This is a genomic window from Stenotrophomonas maltophilia, from assembly GCF_047497515.2.
Lineage (GTDB): Bacteria > Pseudomonadota > Gammaproteobacteria > Xanthomonadales > Xanthomonadaceae > Stenotrophomonas.
Map to the genome: position 1 here is coordinate 1 of NZ_JAXAXL020000011.1, position 18,325 is coordinate 18,325.

The following is an 18,325-nucleotide window of genomic DNA, read 5'->3' on the forward strand; positions in this document are numbered from 1 at the left end:
GTCAGCCGCATGGATGCGGCTGCCAAGCCTACAGGGACGTACTTGCGGCGTCCCCGCACTCCGACACCGCCCCACCATCCCACGGGATGCGAGCTTTTGATGTTGAATTTGATGTCGCTTCGGCAGGTGCAGGGCTGCAAGCCCTGCCGAACACCCCTCAATGCAGCAGGGCAGCGACCGCCTCGCGGAACCCATCCTGTGCCTGCCCGGACTCCGGCGCGTGATGCAGCTGGCGCACCGCCCGGCCCAGCCGTGCCGCCCCCACGAAGCCACAACTGGCCTGCAGCCGGTGCAACTGGCTGCGCAGCTGGCGCTCGTCGTGCTGGTCCACGGCCTGCTCAACCGCGTCGCGCACGCCCGGCAGTTCGGCCAGGAACAGCTCGCGCAGGGCGATCAAATGGTTGCGCTGGCCATTGAGGGCGGCCAGGGCTGCCGTCTCATCCCAGTCCTGCACCTGCAGCTCGACGGCTGCCGGCGCCTGGGCCATGAATATCTCGGCCGGGCTGTTCACCAGGGCGCGGCGGACCGCCTTCAACAACTGGTCGCGGCCCAGCGGCTTGACCAGGGTGTCGCTGAAGCCGGCTTCGCGCAGGCGCGCATGAATGGAGGTATCGCCGTCGGCGGTATGCGCCAGCGCAGGGGTGTCGGGGTGTGAGCGGCGCAGTTCGCGCAGCAGCTGCGCGCCATTGCCATCGGGCAGATTGACGTCGATCAGCCACAGATCATGCGCACCGGGCTCGGCACTGGCCAGCGCACTGGCCAGTGAATCGGCGGTGTCCACATCCGCTGGTAACGTTTCCAACGCCGCCTTGAAAAAACCGCGGCTGATGATGTCGTCCTCGACAAGCAGGAAGCGGGGCCGGCTGGTCCGCGGGGTCATCTGCATCAGGGCTGCCTCCATGTCAGCTGGTCCAATCATCAAGCACGACGGCCACGGGCGCAAGCGGGTCCGGGCCCTGCCGGTCAGGATCTGCGACAATACGCCCCCATTTTTGCCCGCAGCCTGTCGCCACGTGGCCCGATCCCGCTCCCGCATCGACCGTACCCCGTTCCAGACCGAAATCCTCGACCTCAGCCATGATGGTCGCGGCGTCGCCCGCCGTGAAGGCGAGGGCGGCAAGGTCACCTTCATCAGCGGTGCCCTGCCGGGCGAGGTGGTGATGGCGGAACAGACCGCCCGCAGCCGCCATTTCGACGAGGCGCGCACGGTAGAAGTGCTGCAGGCCTCGCCGCAGCGTGTCACCCCGAAATGCCCGCACTTCGGTACCTGTGCCGGTTGCGTACTGCAGCATCTGGACGAAGACCAGCAGATCGTCGCCAAGCAGCGCGTGCTGATGGACAACCTGGAGCGCATCGGCCACGTGAAGCCGGGCACCGTGCTGGCGCCGCTGGTCGGCGAGAGCTGGGGCTACCGCCGCAAGGGGCGCTTCTCGGTACGCCGGGTCGAGAAGAAGGACAAGACCCTGGTCGGTTTCCGCGAGCAGGACCCGCGTTTCGTTGCCGATCTGAGCCAGTGCCTGACCGTGATCCCCGAGATCGGCACCAAGGTCGAGGCGCTGTCCCTGTTCATCGAATCGCTCGATGGCAAGCGTGACATCCCGCAGATCGAATTCATCGCTGGTGACCAGGCCGTGGTGCTGACCGTGCGGCACCTGCAGCCGCTCAGCGATGCCGACCGCGCGGCCTGGGCCGCCTTCGGCCAGCAGCATGGCTTTGTGATCTACCTGCAGTCCGGTGGCGTGGACACCGTGCAGCCGCTGGACGGGCAGGGCGTGCCGCTGTCGTTCCGGCTGGCGCCGTGGGATGTCGAGCTGGCATTCCGCCCGCTGGACTTCATCCAGGTCAACGCCAAGCTCAACGAGAAGATGATCGCCCACGCCCTGGACCTGCTGGAACCGGGTGAGGACGAGCGCGTGCTGGACCTGTTCTGCGGCCTCGGCAACTTCACCCTGCCACTGGCCCGCCGCGTGCGCGAAGTGGTCGGCGTGGAAGGCGATGCCGGCCTGGTCGCGCGTGCCCGCGAAAATGCCGAGCGCAACGGCCTGGCCAACGCGCAGTTCTTCAGTGCCGACCTGACCCAGGACCAGCGCAGCACCGCGTGGATGCGCCAGGGCTTCGACAAGCTGCTGCTCGACCCGCCGCGTTCGGGTGCGATCGAAGTGCTGCAGCAGCTGCCGCTGAAGCAGTTCAAGCGCATCGTCTACGTCAGCTGCCACCCGGGCTCGCTGGCGCGTGACGCCGGCTATCTGGTCAATGAGCAGGGCTTCACCCTGGTCAGTGCCGGTGCCATGGACATGTTCCCGCACACCGCGCATGTGGAAAGCATTGCGGTGTTCGAGAAGCGCTGACGGGCTGTCATGCCCATCGCGCATAATGGCGCGATGGGCATCGAAATCGAACGCAAGTTCCTCGTCCGCAGCGACGACTGGCGCACTGCCGCGCACCGGGTGATCCCGATGGCGCAGGGCTATATCAATGACATGGGCGCGCTCGATCGCGGCACCCAGAACGCCTCGGTGCGCGTGCGCATCGAGGGCGAGCACGCCGCGTTGAACCTGAAGTCGCGCACCATCGGCCATACCCGGCAGGAGTTCGATTATCCGATTCCGGTGGAAGACGCGCGGGCACTGCTCGCCCTGTGCGTGGGCGGCCTGATCGACAAGCGCCGCCATCTGGTCGAGCACGCCGGGCTGACCTGGGAAGTGGACGAGTTCCTCGGCGACAACGCCGGCCTGGTGGTGGCCGAGGTCGAGCTGGACAGCGCCGACCAGGTCATTGAGCTGCCGGACTGGGTGGGTGCCGAAGTGACCGACGACACCCGCTACTACAACGTCGCCCTCGCCAGCCACCCCTATTCACAGTGGTGAACCCCCCAACCGGGGACGGAGGGAATCAAGTCGTCTTTACCCGGCCTGTGCGGGAAGCGACTTGATCCCCTCCGTCCCCTTTATTCGGTGGAGGCGGGCCCCATGTAGGGGGGATGAGAATCGACATCTACTCCGACGTGGTCTGCCCTTGGTGCTGGATCGGCAAGCATCGTTTCCAGCAGGGCGTGCAGTTGCTGGGCGCCGATGCGCCTGAACTCGACATCCACTGGCAGCCGTTCCAGCTCGACCCGGACGCGGATGCAAAGCCGGTGCCGCTGCGCGAGGCTTATGTGCGCAAGTTCGGCGGCGTTGAGCGCACCGAGCAGATCCTCAACCAGACCCAGACCACCGCCCGCGCCGAAGGCCTGCCGATGGACTTCAGCCAGGGCCAGGTGCGGGTGACCACGCTGCCGGCGCACCGGGTGCTGTGGCTGGCCGGCCAGCACGGGGTGCAGGATGCGGTGGGCGAGGCGTTGTTCCGCGCCCATTTCGAGCAGGGCCAGAACCTGGCCGACCCGGCGGTGCTGGTCCAGGCGGGCGTAGCCGGTGGCCTGGACGCGGGCGAGATCACCCAGATGCTGGCCTCCGAGCGCGGCCTGGCAGAGGTCGAGGCGAAGTTGCAGGAAGCCCATGCACTGGGCATTTCCTCGGTGCCGACCTTCGTCATCGACGGCCGCTGGGCCATCTCGGGCGCACAGCCGCCGGAGGCGTTCGCCAACGCCCTGCGCCAGATCGCGGCCGAGCAGGGTGCACCTGCGGCCCCGGCTGACGGTGACGAGGCCTGCGGCCCGGACGGCTGCAAGGTCTGAGCAGATCGGGGTCAGCGTCCCTGCGGGGATCCGGCCCCGGGGTCGGATCCCCGCAGGGGCTCTGACCCCACACGTCCCTTTTGCCTTGACCACTGCGTCTGCCGGCCGGTTCTGCGACAATGCGGCACTGCGCCATGCGGGCGCGCGTTGTGGAGATCGACCATGCTGCTGATCGGCGTTGCCGGCACCGAACTGACTGCCCAGGAACGTGACTGGCTGCAGCACGATGCCGTGGCCGGGGTGGTGCTGTTCAAGCGCAACTTCGCCTCGCGCCAGCAGGTGACCGATCTCAGTGCGGCGATCCGCGCCGCCGCCCCGCGACCGCAGCTGATCTGCGTGGACCAGGAAGGCGGCCGCGTGCAGCGTTTCCGCGAAGGCTACAGCGCGCTGCCGCCGCTGCAGGAGATCGGCGCGCTTTACGCGACCGATCCGCAGCGCGCGTTGGCGCTGGCCGAACAGCACGCTTGGCTGATGGCCAGTGAAGTCCGCGCCAGCGGCGTGGATCTGAGCTTCGCGCCGGTGGTCGACCTTGGCCGTGGCAACCGCGCCATCGGCAACCGCGCCTTCAGTGAAGACCCGCAGGTGGTGGCCGCGTTCACCGCCGCCTACGTGCGCGGCATGCACGCCGTTGGCATGGCGGCCACGCTCAAGCATTTCCCCGGCCACGGCACGGTGCTGGAAGACACTCACGTGGACACCGCGATAGACCCGCGCGCGCTGGACGAGCTGCGCGCGCAGGACCTGGTGCCGTTCCAGGCCGGCATCGCCGCCGGCGCCGACGCGGTGATGATGGCGCACGTGATCTATCCGCAGGTGGCACCGGAACCGGCCGGCTATTCGCCGCGCTGGATCCAGGACATCCTGCGCGGCGAGCTCGGCTTCCGTGGCGTGGTGTTCTCCGACGACATCGGCATGGCCGCCTCGCACAGTGCCGGTGGCGTGCCGGCACGCGTGCATGCACATCTGGATGCCGGCTGCGACGTGGTGCTGGTCTGCCACCCCGAACTGGTCGATGAAGCCCTGCACGCTGTGCAGGGGCGCTCCCTCAATACTGCTGCGCTGCTGGGCCTGCTTGGCCGCGGCGCGCTCGGCTGGGACGGCCTGCTGGCCGATGCCCGCCATGGCGACACCCAATCCCGTCTGCTTGAAACCCTTGGAAGAACCGTCTGATGCCCAACCTCACCATTTCCCAGGCCCTGGCCCAGGCTGACCTGCTGGTCGACCGCCCCACCATCGACAAGGCCATCGCCGGTATCGCTGACGCCATCGCGCGCGATTACAAGGGCGAGGTGCCGCTGTTCCTGTCCATCATGCACGGTGCGCTGCCGTTCGCCGGCCAGCTGGCGCTGGAACTGGGCGCGCGTGGCCAGGACGTGCAGTTCGATTACCTGCACGCCACCCGCTACCGCGGTGAAACCACCGGCGGCGACCTGGTCTGGAAGCACAAGCCGGCCACCTCGCTGTTCGGCCGTCGCGTGCTGCTGATCGACGACATCCTCGACGAGGGCTACACCCTGCAGGGCGTACGCACCTGGTGCCTGGAGCAGGGCGCGACCGATGTGCGCATCGCTGCGATGACGGTGAAGAAGCACGACCGCGCGCTGCCGGACGTGGTCGCCGACTACGCCGGCATCGAGCTGCCGGACCGCTATGTGTTCGGCTTCGGCATGGACGTCAACGAAACCCTGCGCTGCGTGCCGGCCATCTACGCAATGAAGGAATAACGCCGCCGCCGCCCGCGGCACGTCTTCTTCCACGCCGGCATCCTCGGGTGCCGGCGTTCGTCTTTTCATGGAGTGCTTCGAATGCAACAGATCGCCCTGGCCGTGATCGGCGGTACCGGTGTCTACAACCTGGCCAAGCTCGACGACGTGCAGACCCACGAGGTCGACACCCGCTTCGGCCGCCCGTCCGGCCCGGTGCGCGTGGGCACACTGCTCGGCCACCGCGTGGCGTTCCTGGCGCGGCATGGTGAAGGCCACTCGCTGCCGCCGCACAAGATCAACTACCGCGCCAATCTGGCCGCGCTGCAGCAGCTGGGCGCGCAGCGGGTGCTGGCGTTGAACACGGTGGGGGGCATCACCGAAGACTTCGGTCCGCGCGTGCTGGCGTGCCCGGACCAGATCATCGACTACACCTGGGGCCGCATCAGCACCATCTGTGAAGAAGAAGGCACCGACGTGGTCCACGTCGATTTCGGCCATCCGTACACCTCGATGCTGCGCAGCAAGATCCTGGCGGCGGCGAAAGTGACCGGTGTCACGGTCCATGACGGTGGCTGCTACGGCGCCACGCAGGGTCCGCGCCTGGAAACCATCGCCGAAATCGCCCGCATGCGCCGCGATGGCTGCGACCTGGTGGGCATGACCGGCATGCCGGAAGCCGCGCTGGCACGGGAGCTGGGGCTGGATTACGCCTGCCTGGCCATCATCGCCAACTGGGCTGCCGGCTGTGGAGATGGCGAGGAGATTACGATGGCCGAAGTGCTGGCCAACGTGCAGGCAGCCAGCAACGGACTTCCGGAACTGGTGGGCGAATTGGCGCGGGGGTGATTGTCTTCGCCGAGCAAGCTTTGCATACTCAGCCTGTGCGCGGGTTCAGCGTACACCACCCATTCATTGCATAAGGTCTCGCATCACCATGCCGAACGGTACCGTCAAGTGGTTCAACGACGCCAAGGGATTTGGCTTCATCTCGCCGGAGGATGGCAGCGCCGACGTGTTCGCGCACTTCTCCGCCATCAACTCCAAGGGCTTCCGCAGCCTGCAGGAAGGCCAGCGTGTCACCTATGACGTGACCCAGGGCCCGAAGGGTGCCCAGGCTTCGAACATCACGCCGGCCGAGTGATCCACTCGTCAGTGCGTTGAAAACCCCGCTCCGGCGGGGTTTTTTTGTCGCCGCTGCGGCCGTGGGCGTTCCGGCTCGGGCACAATGCGGCCATGAAGGAACGACTGCGCATTGCCGTGATCGGCTACGGCACCGCTGGACAGGCATTGTCCATCCTGCTCACCCGTGATGGCCACGAGGTGGAGATTTTCGAACGCGTGCCCACGCCCGGGCCGGTTGGCGCCGGTTTCCTGCTGCAGCCCAGTGGCCTGCAGGTGCTGTGGCAGATGGGCCTGCTCGATGCGGTGCGCGCGCATGCTGCGCCGGTGCACCGCCTGTATGGCGATACGCCGTGCGAGCGTGCGGTGATGGACATGCGCTACGACGGCCTGGATGCGCGCCTGCACGGGCTCGGCATGCAGCGTGGGGCGTTGTTCTCGTTGCTGGACGACGCGCGCGCCGGCGCGGGGCAGCTGCATGCGGGCACCACCATCGTCGAGGTGGACAGCACGCAGGGCCGCCTGCGCGACAGTGAAGGGCGCATGCACGGCCCGTTCGATCTGGTGGTGGCCGCCGACGGTGCCGCGTCCACGCTGCGCGGCACGATCGAAGGCGGTACCGGGCTCGACCGCGTGTATCCGTGGGGGGCGCTGTGGTGCCTGCTGCCTGCCGAAGACTGGCCGCACCTGCAGGAGCTGCGGCAGCGCTACGTGGCCGCGCGCAAGATGATCGGGCTGCTGCCGGTCGGCACGCGACCCGGTGATGACACCCCGCGCTTGAGCTTCTTCTGGAGCCTGCCACGGGCCGACTTCGAGCGTTGGCAGGCCGATGGCATGGCGCCCTGGCTGGAAGAACTGCATGCGTTGTGGCCGCAGGCCAGCGCGCGCTTCGCGCACCTGCGCGATGCAGGCCAGCTGGCGCGCGCGGTGTACCGGGACGCGGTGATGACACGCTGGCATCACGGGCGCATGGTGCTGGCCGGTGATGCCGCGCATGCGATGAGCCCGCAGCTGGGGCAGGGCGTGAACATGGCACTGCTCGATGCCGTGGCACTGCGCGATGCCGTGCGCGCGCATGGGGGCGGTGCCGACGCGTTGCAGGCCTACCAGGCCCAACGCAGGGCGCATGTCGCGGTCTACCAGCGCTGGAGCCGCTGGCTGACGCCGCTGTTCCAGTCCGATCGCGATGCCTGGTCCAAGGCGCGCGACGTGCTGCTCGGCCCGATGGGACGCCTGCCAGGTGGGCGTGGCCACATGCTGCGCGTGCTCAGCGGTACACAGCATGGCTGGTTCGGTGCGCTGGCACTGGAACCTGCGTTTGTCGAAGCCATGCACAGCCAGGTGCAGCACCCTGGCGCTGTTGCTGCCGCGGGAGCGTGAAGCATTCCGTCACGTGAATTAACGGTTGCCTCACCGTGGATGTGCGAGAAGAACAAGGCACGCGATAGCCGCGTCGCCCGTTTTCCTTTCCGTGATCAACATCGCGCGTGGCCCGGGCGGCACGGCCGTTGTGGCCTGTTGCGGCCCGGATGTGCCGCTTGATGTTGACGAGGAGGACGCCATGTTGTTCGCGGTCGAGGAGCTGGAATCGGAAATCTGCAAACTGCGCGGATTGCTGCAGATGCTGCACGAGGACCAGCCCGACGTACTGGAGGATGTGTTCGAGTTCCATGTCGGCAGCCTGATCAGCCATGCCGCCGCGGAGCATCACGCACGCATCCGGGCCTGCGCACAGGAGATGCTGGCCGCGATCCAGGCACTGCCACGGCGGCGCCACGATGACAGCGCCGATTTCCAGTTGATGCCGGAACTGGGCATGCGCCCGGCCTGATCAACGCACCGGCACGTCCACCACTCCACCCTCCACGCAGGCGATCATCTGCTCGCCGCGGCTGGCCACCGGCACAATTCCCGCGGTGAACGCGGAAAACGCCGGCAGGATCGTGATGCCCTCGCGCAACCAGAACGCAGGGAACCGTCGCCGCAATGGCGGTAATGCGATCTGTGGATGCAGATGCCCGGCAATCACGTGCAGGTCCGCATCCGGCACCGGTTCATGCCGAAGCAGGAACGGCGGCACGCGGGCCTCGTCGTGGATCTGCACCTGCAGCTGTGCATGTGGCAGGTGCAGGTCATGGTTTCCGCGCACGACATGCAGGTCCAGGCCGGCATTGCGCTCGCGCCAGCCCAGCCACTGCTGGTACCACGCCGCGCGATGCGCCGGTCCATGCAGGATGTCGCCGAGGATCCACAGCTCGCGACAGGCATGGGTTTCCAGCAACGACTGCAGGCGGTGCAGGTCCTCGGCGGTGCCGCCGCTGGGCAGCGCGATGCCGGCACGCCGGAACACATCGGCCTTGCCGAGGTGCAGGTCGGCGATCAGCAGTGCCTGCCGCGCCGGCCAGTACAGCGCACGCGCGCCGATCAGGACCACGGCTTCACCGGCAAGCAGCATCGGCAATTCATCGGCCATGGCGGCGTTCCAGTTGCTGTGCCGCACGCTGCACGCGGGTGCGCCAGTCTTCGTTGCTGAACTGCCCGCGCAGGCGCTCGGCCCACAAGGGAAAGCCCAGAGGCGTCAGCGAAGCCGGTTGCTGCACCGACAGCGCCTGCGTGCTGATGCGTGACAGCACCTGCTGCAGGCCGGGCAGGTCCAGGCTGTCGTGCAGCACTTCGCGTTCGGCCAGTGCCAGCAGCAGATGCTCCGGATCGTGTTCGCGCAGCACGTCGTACAGCAGGCCTGCCGAGGCCTGCAGCTGGCGCAGCGAGCGCGGCATGCCACCGGGCAGGCTGGGCACCAGCAGGCCGGACACGCGTGCGATGCCGCGGAACTGGCGGCGTGCCAGTTCGCCAAGGTTCACCGCCGCGCGCAGGTCCTGCAGCAACTGATCACTGCTGAACAGTGCGCGCCACTGCGGCAGATCGAATTCGATGGCCTGCGCCGGCGCCAGCACCAGGCCGTGATCGTTTACCGCATAGCCGATGCTGTTGCGCTGACCGCGGGTGCAGCGCAACGCCAACAGGGCCGCCAGTGCCTCGTGCACATGACGGCCGGCGAAGGGATAGACGAACAGGAACTGGCCGTCGCGGCGCCTTACGTCTTCCACCAGCAGATGCTCCGCGCCGGGGCGCGCCGACAACCGTGCCTGCAGTGCCAGCAGCGGCGCCAGCCAGCGTGATTCGGCGCTGTCATCGGAACCGGACAGGACCGCTTCCAGTTCGCGGCCGAGTGCCATCGACAGCGGCAGCTGGCCGCCCTGCCAGCGCGGAACCACGCCATCACCGCGCCCGCGTGCCAGGCGCACGAAGGCGGTCATGTCACGCAGCTGCACCAGTTCCAGCAGGCGCCCGGCGAACTGGAAGCGATCGCCGCGGCGCAGGCGGCTGGCGAACTGTTCCTCGACCGCACCAAGCCCGCCACCGCGCAGGAACTGCACGCGCACGCTGCCATCACTGCTGATGGTGCCGATCGACAAGCGGTGCCGCAGCGCCTGCCGGCGGTCGTGCATGCGGTAGCTGCCATCGGCATCGCGTACGACCTTGTGGAAGTCCGGGTACTGCGCCAGTGCCTGTCCACCCTGCACGATGAAATCCAGCACCGCACGCCATTGGTCATCGCCCAGCGTGGCGAAGGCGTGGGTGCGCCGAACCTGCGCCAGCAGCGCATCACTGTCGAAGCCGCCCGCGAGCGCACGGCTGACCGCGTGCTGTGCCAGTACATCAAGTGACAGCGTCGGCGGCCGACGCGCTTCGACCACGCCCTCGTGCAGCGCGCGGCGCACGGCCGCGTACTCGGCCAGTTCCAGCGCATGGCTGGGGATGCATACGATGGCGCCACTGGCGCCAGGGCGATGGCGTGCACGCCCGGCGCGTTGTCGCAGCCGCGCCACGCCCTTGGGGCTGCCCAGCTGCAGTACCTGTTCAACCTCCGGGAAATCCACGCCGAGGTCGAGGCTGGAGGTCGCCACCACGCAGCGCAGCGCGCCTGCGCGCAGGCCGTCTTCCACCTGTTGGCGCAGTGCGGGATCCAGCGAGCCGTGATGCAGTGCCAGCGTGTCCGGCGCTTCCGGCCAGACCGACGCCAATGCCTGGTGCCACAGCTCGGCCTGCGCGCGGGTGTTGGTGAACAGCAGGCTGCTGCGCGCGGCCATCAACGCCTCCAGCACGCGTGGCAGCTGTGCCAGCCCGAGGTGGCCGGCCCACGGGAAGCGCTCGCCGGGTGCCGGCAGCAGGCTGCGCACAGTGATCGCGCGCGGGCGTACGCCCTGCACGATCGGTGCGTCCGGCCGGTCCGGCAGCAACACGTCGCGCGCTTGGGCCAGGTTGCCCAGCGTGGCCGACAATCCCCACCGCTGTACGGATGGGGCGGTATCGCGCAGCACCGCCAGGTTCAGCTGCAGCAGGACGCCGCGCTTGTTGCCCAGCAGCTCATGCCATTCGTCCACCACCACGCAGCGCAGCTGGCGCATGCGAGGCAGCGTATCGGGATAGCTCAGCAGCAGCGCCAGCGATTCGGGGGTGGTCACCAGCACGTCGACACGGCCCTCGCGGGCCTGCCGCCGTTCGCGGTTGCTGGCATCGCCGCTGCGCAGGCCCACCCGCCAACCCAGTCCCAGCCCGTCGACGACGGTCTGCAGTGCACGTGCGGTGTCACTGGCCAGCGCGCGCAACGGGGTCACCCACAGCACCTGCAGCGGGCGCACCGCACTGGCGCGGCGCGGTGCCGGGGGTGGGTCGAGCATCGCCTGCAGCAGCGGACCACCGAACATGGCCAGCGTCTTGCCGCTTCCGGTCGGCGTGTGCAACAGCCCGGAATCGCCCGCCAGATAGTGCCGCCACATCGCGCGCTGGAACGGCAGCGAGCGCCAGCCGCGCGCAGCGAACCAGTCCTCCAGCCGGCGCAGCGCCTGGCTGCGGGTCATCGCGCCAATGCCTGCAGGCTGGCCAGCTGATCGGCCTCGCTGGCGGGCTTGTCGTGGCGCCAGCGCAGGATGCGCGGAAAACGCACGGCGATGCCGGATTTGTGCCGGGTGCTGCGGTTGACCGCCTCGAAGCCCAGCTCGAATACCTGTTCGGCACGCACGCTGCGCACCGGGCCGAATCGTTCGCGGGTGTTGGCGCGGATCCAACGGTCGAGGGCCAGGATCTCCTTGTCGTCCAGGCCCGAATAAGCCTTGGCCACCGGCACCAGCGCATCGCCGTCCCAGACGCCGAAAGTGTAGTCGGTGTACAGCGTGCTGCGCCGTCCATGCCCGGCTTGCGCGTACAGCAACACTGCGTCGATGGTCAGTGGATCGACCTTCCATTTCCACCAGTCGCCACGGCGTCGCCCCGACTGGTAGGTGGATGCCCGGCGTTTCAGCATCAACCCTTCCACGCCGCGTTCGCGGGCGGCGTCACGCAAGGTGGCCGCCTGCTGCCAGTCTTCAGCGGGCACCTCGGGCGACAGCTGGATGCGCGCATCGTCGAGGGCACCGATGACATCGGCCAACTGTGTGCGCCGTTGTTGCAGCGGCAGTCCGCGCAGATCCTCGCCGTGGCGTTCAAGCAGGTCGTAGGCGAGCACGCGCACCGGCGTGTTGCGCAACGTCGCTGCGCCGGGCTTGCGGCGCTGGATGCGGGTCTGCAATGCAGTGAAGGCGCGCGGCAGGTTGTCGGCCTCGTCCCAGGCCAGCAGTTCTCCGTCCAGCACGCAGCCGTCGGGGAGTGCCATCGCGGCCTGTTCAATTTCCGGAAAGCGGCCATCCAGCCGTTCCTCGCCGCGTGACCACAGCGCCACTTCACCGCGCCGGCGCAGCACCTGCAGGCGGATGCCGTCCCATTTCCATTCCGGCAGCCAGTCGCCGATCGGTCCCAGCCGTTCGCCCGGGTCTCCCTCCAGTGGCGAGGCAAGGAAGAACGGGTACGGCTGCTGTCGATCCAGCGGCAGCTCGTCAGGCGACAGCAGCTGCTCCAGCAGCCCGGGCGAGGGCACCCACTCACCGAGCATGCGCTGGGCGATGCGCGCGATGTCCAGGCCGGACCATTCGGCCAAGGCCTGTTGCACCAGCCGCTGTGAAACACCCACGCGCAGCGCGCCGGTCAGCAGCTTGTTGAACACCAGGCGCTCGCCGCTGCGCAGCTGCCGCCACCCGGCGACCACCGCCGCGCGCCGCTCCGGCTCCGGGTGGTTGGCCACCGCCAGCAGGTGCTGTTCGATCCAGTCCGACAACGGCCGGTCGGCAGCCGGATGCAGTGGATCATCCAGCAGCAGGGTCAGTGTCTCGGCCAGATCACCCACCTGGGCGTAGCTGTCTTCCACCAGCCAGGCGGGCAGGCCGGATGCTTCGGCGATCCAGCTGCGCAGCTCGCCGCTGGCGGCGATCTTGCGGCGTGCACCGCCGACCTTGCCGCCGCTGAGCAGGTACAGCGCCCAGGCTGCATCGTGCGCCGCGGCGTGGCGGAAGTAGTCGACCAGCGCGGCACGCTTGTCCAGCGTCGCGGTGCTGCGGTCCAGGCGCTGGTAGAGCGCGGCGAAGGCCCTCATTCCTCGCTCCCGTAATCGGTGCGGAAGGCCTCGGCGGCAACGCCGCGTTCGCGCAGGAAGGGGATCAACGCATCCGTATTGCCGTGGGTGGCGATCACCCGCTGTGCGCCGGTCTGTTCGATGGTCTGCAGCAGCGCGGGCCAGTCGGCATGATCGGAAATGACAAAGCCGCGGTCGACATTGCGGCGGCGGCGGTTGCCGCGCAGCTGCATCCACCCCGAGGCGAAGCCCAGTTGATGCGGTCCGAAGCGGCGCATCCACGGCGTGCCTGCGGCCGAGGGCGGGGCCAGGATCAGCTGGCCGGCGGCATCGGGATGGCGGCCCTGTTCGGCCACGGTGAGCGTCTCCAGCATCGGCACGCCGGCCTGCCGGTAGACTGCGACCCCATTGGCGATGGCGCCATGCAGCCAGGCGGGGCGATCGTCCAGCGGCAGCAGCTCGGCCAGTACCCGCTGCGCCTTGCCGAGCGCATAGCACAGCAGGATCGCCGCTTCGCCGCGCTGTTCGCAGTCGCGGCGCCAGGCCACGATCTCTGCGGCGACCGCCGGGGTGTCCGGCCAGCGATAGATCGGCAGCGCGAACGTGGCCTCGGTGATGAAGGTATCGCAGGGCACCACTTCGAAGGGCGTACAGGTCGGGTCGGGTTGGCGCTTGTAATCGCCGGACGCCACCCAGACCTGTTCGCCGTCATCGATGCGGACCTGCGACGAGCCGAGCACATGGCCCGCCGGGTGCAGCGATACCTGCACCTGCCCAAGGCGGAACTGCACCCCTTCGGCATGCGCCTGCACGTCGACATCACCCAGCCGCCAGCGCAGGATCGGCAGGCTGCCTTCGCTGCAGTGGTATTCCCCCATGCCCGGGCGCGCGTGGTCGCCGTGGCCATGGGTGATGACCGCGCGCGGCACCGGGCGCCAGGGGTCGATGTGGAAATCGCCGGCGGCGCAATACAGCCCTTCCGGGCGCAGCACCACCAGATCGTCATTGCCTGCCATGCGATCACTGTGGCGTGCGCCTCGTGCAGGCGGCGAGAACCGGCCTGAACACGGGCTTGGCGGAGGATGCTGCACAATCGGATCGCACACCTCTTGCCGTCAGGAAGGAACGGATGAGCGGACCCGGCTTCAGCAGCAACGCCCCCTTCGAAACCCATGTGGTGCTGAACCAGCCGCCTCCCTTCGCCGGCCGCCAGTTGTGGACCGATGATGTGGCATTGATGGAGGCGGTGCAGCGCGAAGGCGCCGCCAGCTTCGCACCGCGGCTGGGCGTGTATGGCGCGCTGGCCGGCGACGAGCTGTACCGGCTCGGCTTTGACGCCAACCGTGATCGCCCGCGCCTGCGCACGCACGATGCGCAGGGCCATCGCATCGATACCGTCGAGTTCCATCCGGCCTATCACCGGTTGATGGACGTTGCGAAGTCGCATGGCGTGGCTGGGCTGTCCTGGCACGAACCGCAGCCGGGCGCGCACGTGGCGCGTGCCGCCTTGAGCTACCTGCATCACCAGGCCGAGGCCGGCACCAGTTGCCCGTTGACCATGACCCATGCGGCGGTGGCGGTGCTGCAATCGCAACCGCACCTGGCCGAATGGGCACGCAAGGCGGCGGCGCCGGTCTATGACCCGCGTGATGTGCCGGTGGCGGACAAGGCCGGCATCACCCTGGGCATGGGCATGACCGAGAAGCAGGGCGGTTCGGATGTCCGCGCCAACAGCACGCGTGCCGAGCCGGTCGATGGCGAGCGCTACCGCCTGGTCGGGCACAAATGGTTCTTCTCCGCACCGATGTGCGATGGCTTCCTGGTGCTGGCGCAGGCGCCGGGCGGCGTGACCTGCCTGCTGATGCCGCGCCGGCTCGCCGATGGCGACCGCAACGCGTTCCGCTTGATGCGGCTGAAGGACAAGCTCGGTGACTGGGCCAACGCATCCAGCGAGGTCGAGTTCTGCGGTGCGCAGGCCTGGCGCGTGGGCGAAGAGGGGCGCGGCGTGGCCACCATCATCGGCATGGTGATGATGACCCGCCTGGATTGCATGCTGGGTGCGGCGGCAGAAATGCGCATGGCGCTGGCGCAGGCGCTGCACCATGCGCGCCACCGCCGTACCTTCGGCAAGCTGCTGGTGGAACATGCGCTGATGGCCAATGTGCTGGCCGACCTGGCACTGGAGTCGGAGGCGGCCACGGTGCTGGCGATGCGCGTCGCGCGTGCGGTCGATCGTGCCGGCGTGGATGCCAACGAAGCGGCACTGGCGCGCGTGGGCACGGCCTTGGGCAAGTACTGGGTGTGCAAGCGTGCGGCCGCGTTCGTCAATGAAGCACAGGAGTGCCTGGGCGGTGCAGGCTACGTGGAGGAGTCGATGCTGCCTCGACTGTATCGGCAGGCGCCGCTGAACTCGATCTGGGAGGGCAGCGGCAACATCCAGTGCCTGGACGTGCTGCGTGCGTTGGCGCGTGAGCCGGAGGCGATGGCGGCGCTGCGCGGTGAGTTGGCGGCGATGGCCGATCGCGATGCGCGTTATGCAGCGGCGTTGCAGCGCTGGGCAGCGGTGCCGATGCCGGAAGAGTCGCAGGCGCGGCTGTTCTGCGAACGTACTGCGCTGCTGTTGCAGGCGGCGCTGCTGCTGCATGCGCGTAGCCCGATGGCCGACGCCTTCGTGCGGAGCCGGCTGGACGGTGAACACGGGCTGGCATTCGGGACGCTCCCGCCGGGGCTGGATCTGGCGGCGGTGCTGGCGCGCGCGCTGCCGTAGGCGGCGGCCAACGGCGGAGCCCCTCGTGGTGGACGCTGATATCGGCGGTGGCCGCGCGAGTGGATTGCGCAGGGGACGCCGTGAACCCGTCCTTGGGGGCTTGGCCGCGGCATCCATGCCGCGGACACCCCTGCGCAACCCACTCGCGCGGCCTCGGACGGTTTCCGTGCCGTCCACCATGGAATCAACAGAAAAAGCAGAGGGCGAAAAGCAGAAAAGCCGCGGCACTGCCGCGGCTTTTCCTGTTACGCCGAGCGTATGCCCGGTCGGCGCAATGGCGCTGTATGCGTCAGTGCTTGGCCTCTTCCTTGGCGGCGTTGGCCTTCGCGTCATTGGCGACATCGCGCGCCTTGTCGGCGACCTTCTGCGCGGCGTTGGCGGTGGCATCGCTGGCGTGTGCTGCAGCGTCGGTCGCGGCGTCCTTGGCCTGGTCGGCGGCGTTGGCGGTGGCGACAGCGGCCTTGTCCAGCGCCTGCTGGGTGTCGGCGGCAGCCTGCTCGGAAGCAGAGGCGGTCTTGTCGGCGGCTTCGCGGGTCGCGGCGGCGGCCTTGTCGACCGCATCGCGGGCGGCAGCGCCAGCGCTGTCAGCGGCCTGCTGCGCGTCCTGCTTGGCCTGTTCGGCTTCCGGGCCCTTGCAGGCGGCCAGGGCCAGCAGCAGGGAGGCGGCCAGCAGGGAGGTAGTGATCGGACGAATCTTCATGGCGGTCTCCGGTACTGCAATGGATGGGGACGCCAGCCTATTCATGCCGTTGTGAAGACCGGGTCGCGACGCTGCCGTTGCCTTGCAGGCAGCGGCGCAAAGAAAAAGCCGCTGGCGAACCAGCGGCTTTTCCAGAACAGCGTGAAGAAAGAAGTTATTACTTCTTGGCTTCTTCAGCAGCGTCCTTGGCCTTCTCAGCGGTGCCTTCAGCAGCCTTGGCAGCGTCAGCAGCAGCGCCGGCAGCAGCGTCGGTGGCAGCAGCGCCAGCCTGGGCAGCAGCGTCGGTCGAAGCGTCGGCAGCGGTGGCGGCGGTGTCAGCGGCCTGCTGGGCAGCGTCGGCGGTCTGGGCGCCAGCAGCGGCGGCCTGGTCGGCAGCAGCCTGGGCTTCGGTGGCGGCTTCGTTGGCCGAAGCAGCGGCGTCCTGGGCAGCTTCCTGCTTCGAGCAGGCGGCCAGGGCCAGGGCCAGGGACATCGCGACCAGCAGCTTGTTGATGCTCATTGTGTGAATCCTCGTCGTTAGAATTAGGCAACGCGCATGCTGCGCGCCGACAACATGATGACAAGCCAAGATTGGGTGTCAAGCGATCCCGCATTCATTTTTGCGAAATCATCGTTAAATCTTTTCAAATCAATTCGATGGCGATTGCGGTTGCTTCGCCGCCGCCGATGCAGAGGGTCGCAATGCCGCGCTTGCCACCGCGCGTGCGCAGGGCGTTGACCAGGGTCACCACCAGGCGTGCGCCGGAGGCACCGATGGGATGGCCCAGCGCGCAGGCACCGCCATTCACGTTGAGCTTCTCGTGCGGGATGCCCAGTTTGCGCATCGGCGCCATCGCCACCACAGCAAAGGCTTCGTTGACCTCGAACAGGTCGACCTGGTCCAGCGACCAGCCAGTCTTGCCCAGCAGCGTGTGCAGCGCGCCGATCGGCGCGGTGGTGAACCACTCCGGCTCCTGCGAATGGGTGGCATGGCCGACGATGCGGGCCAGCGGGGTGATACCGCGTGCAGCGGCATCTTCTTCGGTCATCAGGACCACGGCGGCGGCGCCGTCGGAAATGCTGGAGGAGCTGGCGGCGGTGACGCTGCCGTCCTTCTTGAAGGCCGGACGCAGGGTCGGGATCTTGGCGATGTCCGAGCGACCCGGCTGCTCGTCGATGGCGACCTCGACCTCACCCTTGCGGGTGGCGACCTTCACCGCGACGATTTCATCTGCGAAGGCACCACTGGCCTGCGCAGCCTGCGCACGCTTCACCGATTCGATGGCGTAGGCGTCCTGTTCTTCGCGGCTGAACTGGTACTTGTCCACCGCGCACTCGGCGAATTCACCCATCGCCTTGCCGTCGTAGGCGTTGACCAGGCCATCGTGGGCCATGTGGTCGACCGCCTGGAAATTGCCGAAGCGGTTGCCGGTACGCGAGTTCGGCAGCATGTGCGGGGCGTTGGACATCGATTCCATGCCGCCGGCGACGACGATGCTGGCCGAGCCGGCCTTGATCAGGTCATGGCCGAGCATGATGGTCTTCATGCCCGAGCCGCACACCTTGTTGAGCGTGGTGGCGCCCACCGACAGCGGGATGCCGGCGGCGATCGCCGCCTGGCGGGCGGGCGCCTGGCCAAGGTTGGCCGGCAGCACGCAGCCCATCAGGACTTCAGAAACGTCGCTGGCCGGCACGCCCGACTGCTCCAGCGCAGCGGCAATGGCGGCCGCACCGAGGGTGGGGGTGGGCACGCCGTTGAACTGGCCGAGGAATGAGCCGATGGCGGTGCGCTTGGCGGCGGCGATGACGATGTTGGACATGGCAATCTCGTTGATGCGTAAGCAATGTTCGGAAAGGAGACCGTAGACGTTGG

At 68.2% G+C, this 18,325-nt stretch carries 18 protein-coding genes; 10 read left to right on the plus strand and 8 right to left on the minus strand.

Annotation, left to right across the window (positions count from 1 at the left end; genetic code table 11):
- Nucleotides 1–157: 157 nt before the first annotated feature.
- On the minus strand, nucleotides 158–886 hold the full coding sequence (locus ACMZPQ_RS14905; protein ID WP_312647024.1) for a response regulator: 729 nt from the start codon (nucleotides 884–886) through the stop codon (nucleotides 158–160).
- 127 nt (nucleotides 887–1,013) lie between these two features.
- Between ACMZPQ_RS14905 and rlmD the strand changes: the two genes are divergently transcribed.
- The 9 genes from rlmD to ACMZPQ_RS14950 all read left to right on the plus strand — a co-directional run bounded on the left by rlmD (nucleotide 1,014) and on the right by ACMZPQ_RS14950 (nucleotide 8,332).
- The gene (gene rlmD / locus ACMZPQ_RS14910) at nucleotides 1,014–2,348 is read left to right on the plus strand and encodes a 23S rRNA (uracil(1939)-C(5))-methyltransferase RlmD (protein ID WP_197580607.1); all 1,335 of its coding nucleotides are present in this window, start codon (nucleotides 1,014–1,016) and stop codon (nucleotides 2,346–2,348) included.
- Nucleotides 2,349–2,381: 33 nt separating this feature from the next.
- The gene (locus ACMZPQ_RS14915) at nucleotides 2,382–2,867 is read left to right on the plus strand and encodes a CYTH domain-containing protein (RefSeq protein ID WP_197580649.1); all 486 of its coding nucleotides are present in this window, start codon (nucleotides 2,382–2,384) and stop codon (nucleotides 2,865–2,867) included.
- A 113-nt stretch (nucleotides 2,868–2,980) separates the two neighbouring features.
- Nucleotides 2,981–3,676: a DsbA family oxidoreductase gene (locus ACMZPQ_RS14920; RefSeq protein ID WP_197580608.1), complete on the plus strand. Its 696-nt coding sequence runs from the start codon at nucleotides 2,981–2,983 to the stop codon at nucleotides 3,674–3,676.
- A gap of 162 nt (nucleotides 3,677–3,838) precedes the next feature.
- Nucleotides 3,839–4,846: a beta-N-acetylhexosaminidase gene (gene nagZ, locus ACMZPQ_RS14925; RefSeq protein ID WP_197580609.1), complete on the plus strand. Its 1,008-nt coding sequence runs from the start codon at nucleotides 3,839–3,841 to the stop codon at nucleotides 4,844–4,846.
- Nucleotides 4,846–5,400, plus strand: coding sequence for a hypoxanthine-guanine phosphoribosyltransferase (locus tag ACMZPQ_RS14930; RefSeq protein ID WP_006461210.1), 555 nt, complete (start codon nucleotides 4,846–4,848; stop codon nucleotides 5,398–5,400). Before nagZ ends, ACMZPQ_RS14930 begins: the two co-directional genes overlap by 1 nt.
- A gap of 81 nt (nucleotides 5,401–5,481) precedes the next feature.
- Complete coding sequence (locus tag ACMZPQ_RS14935; RefSeq protein ID WP_197580610.1) at nucleotides 5,482–6,228, plus strand: S-methyl-5'-thioinosine phosphorylase; 747 nt, start codon at nucleotides 5,482–5,484, stop codon at nucleotides 6,226–6,228.
- Nucleotides 6,229–6,316: 88 nt separating this feature from the next.
- A complete protein-coding gene (locus tag ACMZPQ_RS14940; RefSeq protein ID WP_005410590.1) occupies nucleotides 6,317–6,523 on the plus strand; it encodes a cold-shock protein in 207 nt (68 codons plus the stop codon).
- A 92-nt stretch (nucleotides 6,524–6,615) separates the two neighbouring features.
- Nucleotides 6,616–7,881 (plus strand): FAD-dependent monooxygenase, encoded by a 1,266-nt coding sequence (locus tag ACMZPQ_RS14945; protein ID WP_197580611.1) that lies wholly within the window; start codon nucleotides 6,616–6,618, stop codon nucleotides 7,879–7,881.
- 181 nt (nucleotides 7,882–8,062) lie between these two features.
- Complete coding sequence (locus ACMZPQ_RS14950; protein ID WP_197580612.1) at nucleotides 8,063–8,332, plus strand: hypothetical protein; 270 nt, start codon at nucleotides 8,063–8,065, stop codon at nucleotides 8,330–8,332.
- Here ACMZPQ_RS14950 and pdeM read toward each other — a convergent pair whose 3' ends face one another.
- Genes pdeM through ACMZPQ_RS14970 form a run of 4 tightly spaced genes read right to left on the minus strand, consistent with a single transcriptional unit; the run spans nucleotide 8,333 to nucleotide 14,022 of the window.
- Nucleotides 8,333–8,974, minus strand: a complete 642-nt coding sequence (gene pdeM / locus ACMZPQ_RS14955) for a ligase-associated DNA damage response endonuclease PdeM (protein ID WP_197580613.1) — start codon at nucleotides 8,972–8,974, stop codon at nucleotides 8,333–8,335.
- Nucleotides 8,964–11,423: a ligase-associated DNA damage response DEXH box helicase gene (locus ACMZPQ_RS14960; RefSeq protein ID WP_197580614.1), complete on the minus strand. Its 2,460-nt coding sequence runs from the start codon at nucleotides 11,421–11,423 to the stop codon at nucleotides 8,964–8,966. The genes pdeM and ACMZPQ_RS14960 overlap by 11 nt, the downstream gene beginning before the upstream one ends.
- Nucleotides 11,420–13,027: an ATP-dependent DNA ligase gene (locus ACMZPQ_RS14965; protein ID WP_197580615.1), complete on the minus strand. Its 1,608-nt coding sequence runs from the start codon at nucleotides 13,025–13,027 to the stop codon at nucleotides 11,420–11,422. Before ACMZPQ_RS14965 ends, ACMZPQ_RS14960 begins: the two co-directional genes overlap by 4 nt.
- Nucleotides 13,024–14,022 (minus strand): ligase-associated DNA damage response exonuclease, encoded by a 999-nt coding sequence (locus tag ACMZPQ_RS14970; protein ID WP_197580616.1) that lies wholly within the window; start codon nucleotides 14,020–14,022, stop codon nucleotides 13,024–13,026. The genes ACMZPQ_RS14965 and ACMZPQ_RS14970 overlap by 4 nt, the downstream gene beginning before the upstream one ends.
- Before the next feature lie 113 nt (nucleotides 14,023–14,135).
- On the opposite strand from ACMZPQ_RS14970, the gene ACMZPQ_RS14975 reads away from it, so the two are divergent.
- Complete coding sequence (locus tag ACMZPQ_RS14975; RefSeq protein ID WP_197580617.1) at nucleotides 14,136–15,773, plus strand: acyl-CoA dehydrogenase family protein; 1,638 nt, start codon at nucleotides 14,136–14,138, stop codon at nucleotides 15,771–15,773.
- 289 nt (nucleotides 15,774–16,062) lie between these two features.
- On the opposite strand, the gene ACMZPQ_RS14980 is transcribed toward ACMZPQ_RS14975, so the two are convergent.
- From ACMZPQ_RS14980 to ACMZPQ_RS14990, 3 genes are all read right to left on the minus strand, one after another.
- Entirely contained in the window at nucleotides 16,063–16,473 is a 411-nt protein-coding gene (locus ACMZPQ_RS14980) for a hypothetical protein (protein WP_197580618.1), read from the minus strand.
- A gap of 157 nt (nucleotides 16,474–16,630) precedes the next feature.
- Nucleotides 16,631–16,972, minus strand: coding sequence for a hypothetical protein (locus ACMZPQ_RS14985; protein ID WP_197580619.1), 342 nt, complete (start codon nucleotides 16,970–16,972; stop codon nucleotides 16,631–16,633).
- Between the two features lie 124 nt (nucleotides 16,973–17,096).
- Entirely contained in the window at nucleotides 17,097–18,272 is a 1,176-nt protein-coding gene (locus ACMZPQ_RS14990; RefSeq protein ID WP_197580620.1) for a thiolase family protein, read from the minus strand.
- Between the last annotated feature and the right edge of the window lie 53 nt (nucleotides 18,273–18,325).

Excerpts from the sequence above, each read along its gene's own strand:
- ACMZPQ_RS14930 (WP_006461210.1), top strand. The coding sequence starts at position 4,846 with ATGCCCAACCTCACCATTTCCCAGGCCCTGGCCCAGGCTGACCTGCTG.
- nagZ (WP_197580609.1), top strand. The coding sequence starts at position 3,839 with ATGCTGCTGATCGGCGTTGCCGGCACCGAACTGACTGCCCAGGAACGT.
- ACMZPQ_RS14960 (WP_197580614.1), bottom strand. The coding sequence starts at position 11,423 with ATGACCCGCAGCCAGGCGCTGCGCCGGCTGGAGGACTGGTTCGCTGCG.
- ACMZPQ_RS14980 (WP_197580618.1), bottom strand. The coding sequence starts at position 16,473 with ATGAAGATTCGTCCGATCACTACCTCCCTGCTGGCCGCCTCCCTGCTG.
- ACMZPQ_RS14975 (WP_197580617.1), top strand. The coding sequence starts at position 14,136 with ATGAGCGGACCCGGCTTCAGCAGCAACGCCCCCTTCGAAACCCATGTG.
- ACMZPQ_RS14985 (WP_197580619.1), bottom strand. The coding sequence starts at position 16,972 with ATGAGCATCAACAAGCTGCTGGTCGCGATGTCCCTGGCCCTGGCCCTG.
- ACMZPQ_RS14945 (WP_197580611.1), top strand. The coding sequence starts at position 6,616 with ATGAAGGAACGACTGCGCATTGCCGTGATCGGCTACGGCACCGCTGGA.
- ACMZPQ_RS14970 (WP_197580616.1), bottom strand. The coding sequence starts at position 14,022 with ATGGCAGGCAATGACGATCTGGTGGTGCTGCGCCCGGAAGGGCTGTAT.
- ACMZPQ_RS14915 (WP_197580649.1), top strand. The coding sequence starts at position 2,382 with ATGGGCATCGAAATCGAACGCAAGTTCCTCGTCCGCAGCGACGACTGG.
- ACMZPQ_RS14990 (WP_197580620.1), bottom strand. The coding sequence starts at position 18,272 with ATGTCCAACATCGTCATCGCCGCCGCCAAGCGCACCGCCATCGGCTCA.
- ACMZPQ_RS14950 (WP_197580612.1), top strand. The coding sequence starts at position 8,063 with ATGTTGTTCGCGGTCGAGGAGCTGGAATCGGAAATCTGCAAACTGCGC.
- ACMZPQ_RS14940 (WP_005410590.1), top strand. The coding sequence starts at position 6,317 with ATGCCGAACGGTACCGTCAAGTGGTTCAACGACGCCAAGGGATTTGGC.
- pdeM (WP_197580613.1), bottom strand. The coding sequence starts at position 8,974 with ATGGCCGATGAATTGCCGATGCTGCTTGCCGGTGAAGCCGTGGTCCTG.
- ACMZPQ_RS14905 (WP_312647024.1), bottom strand. The coding sequence starts at position 886 with ATGCAGATGACCCCGCGGACCAGCCGGCCCCGCTTCCTGCTTGTCGAG.
- ACMZPQ_RS14935 (WP_197580610.1), top strand. The coding sequence starts at position 5,482 with ATGCAACAGATCGCCCTGGCCGTGATCGGCGGTACCGGTGTCTACAAC.
- ACMZPQ_RS14965 (WP_197580615.1), bottom strand. The coding sequence starts at position 13,027 with ATGAGGGCCTTCGCCGCGCTCTACCAGCGCCTGGACCGCAGCACCGCG.
- ACMZPQ_RS14920 (WP_197580608.1), top strand. The coding sequence starts at position 2,981 with ATGAGAATCGACATCTACTCCGACGTGGTCTGCCCTTGGTGCTGGATC.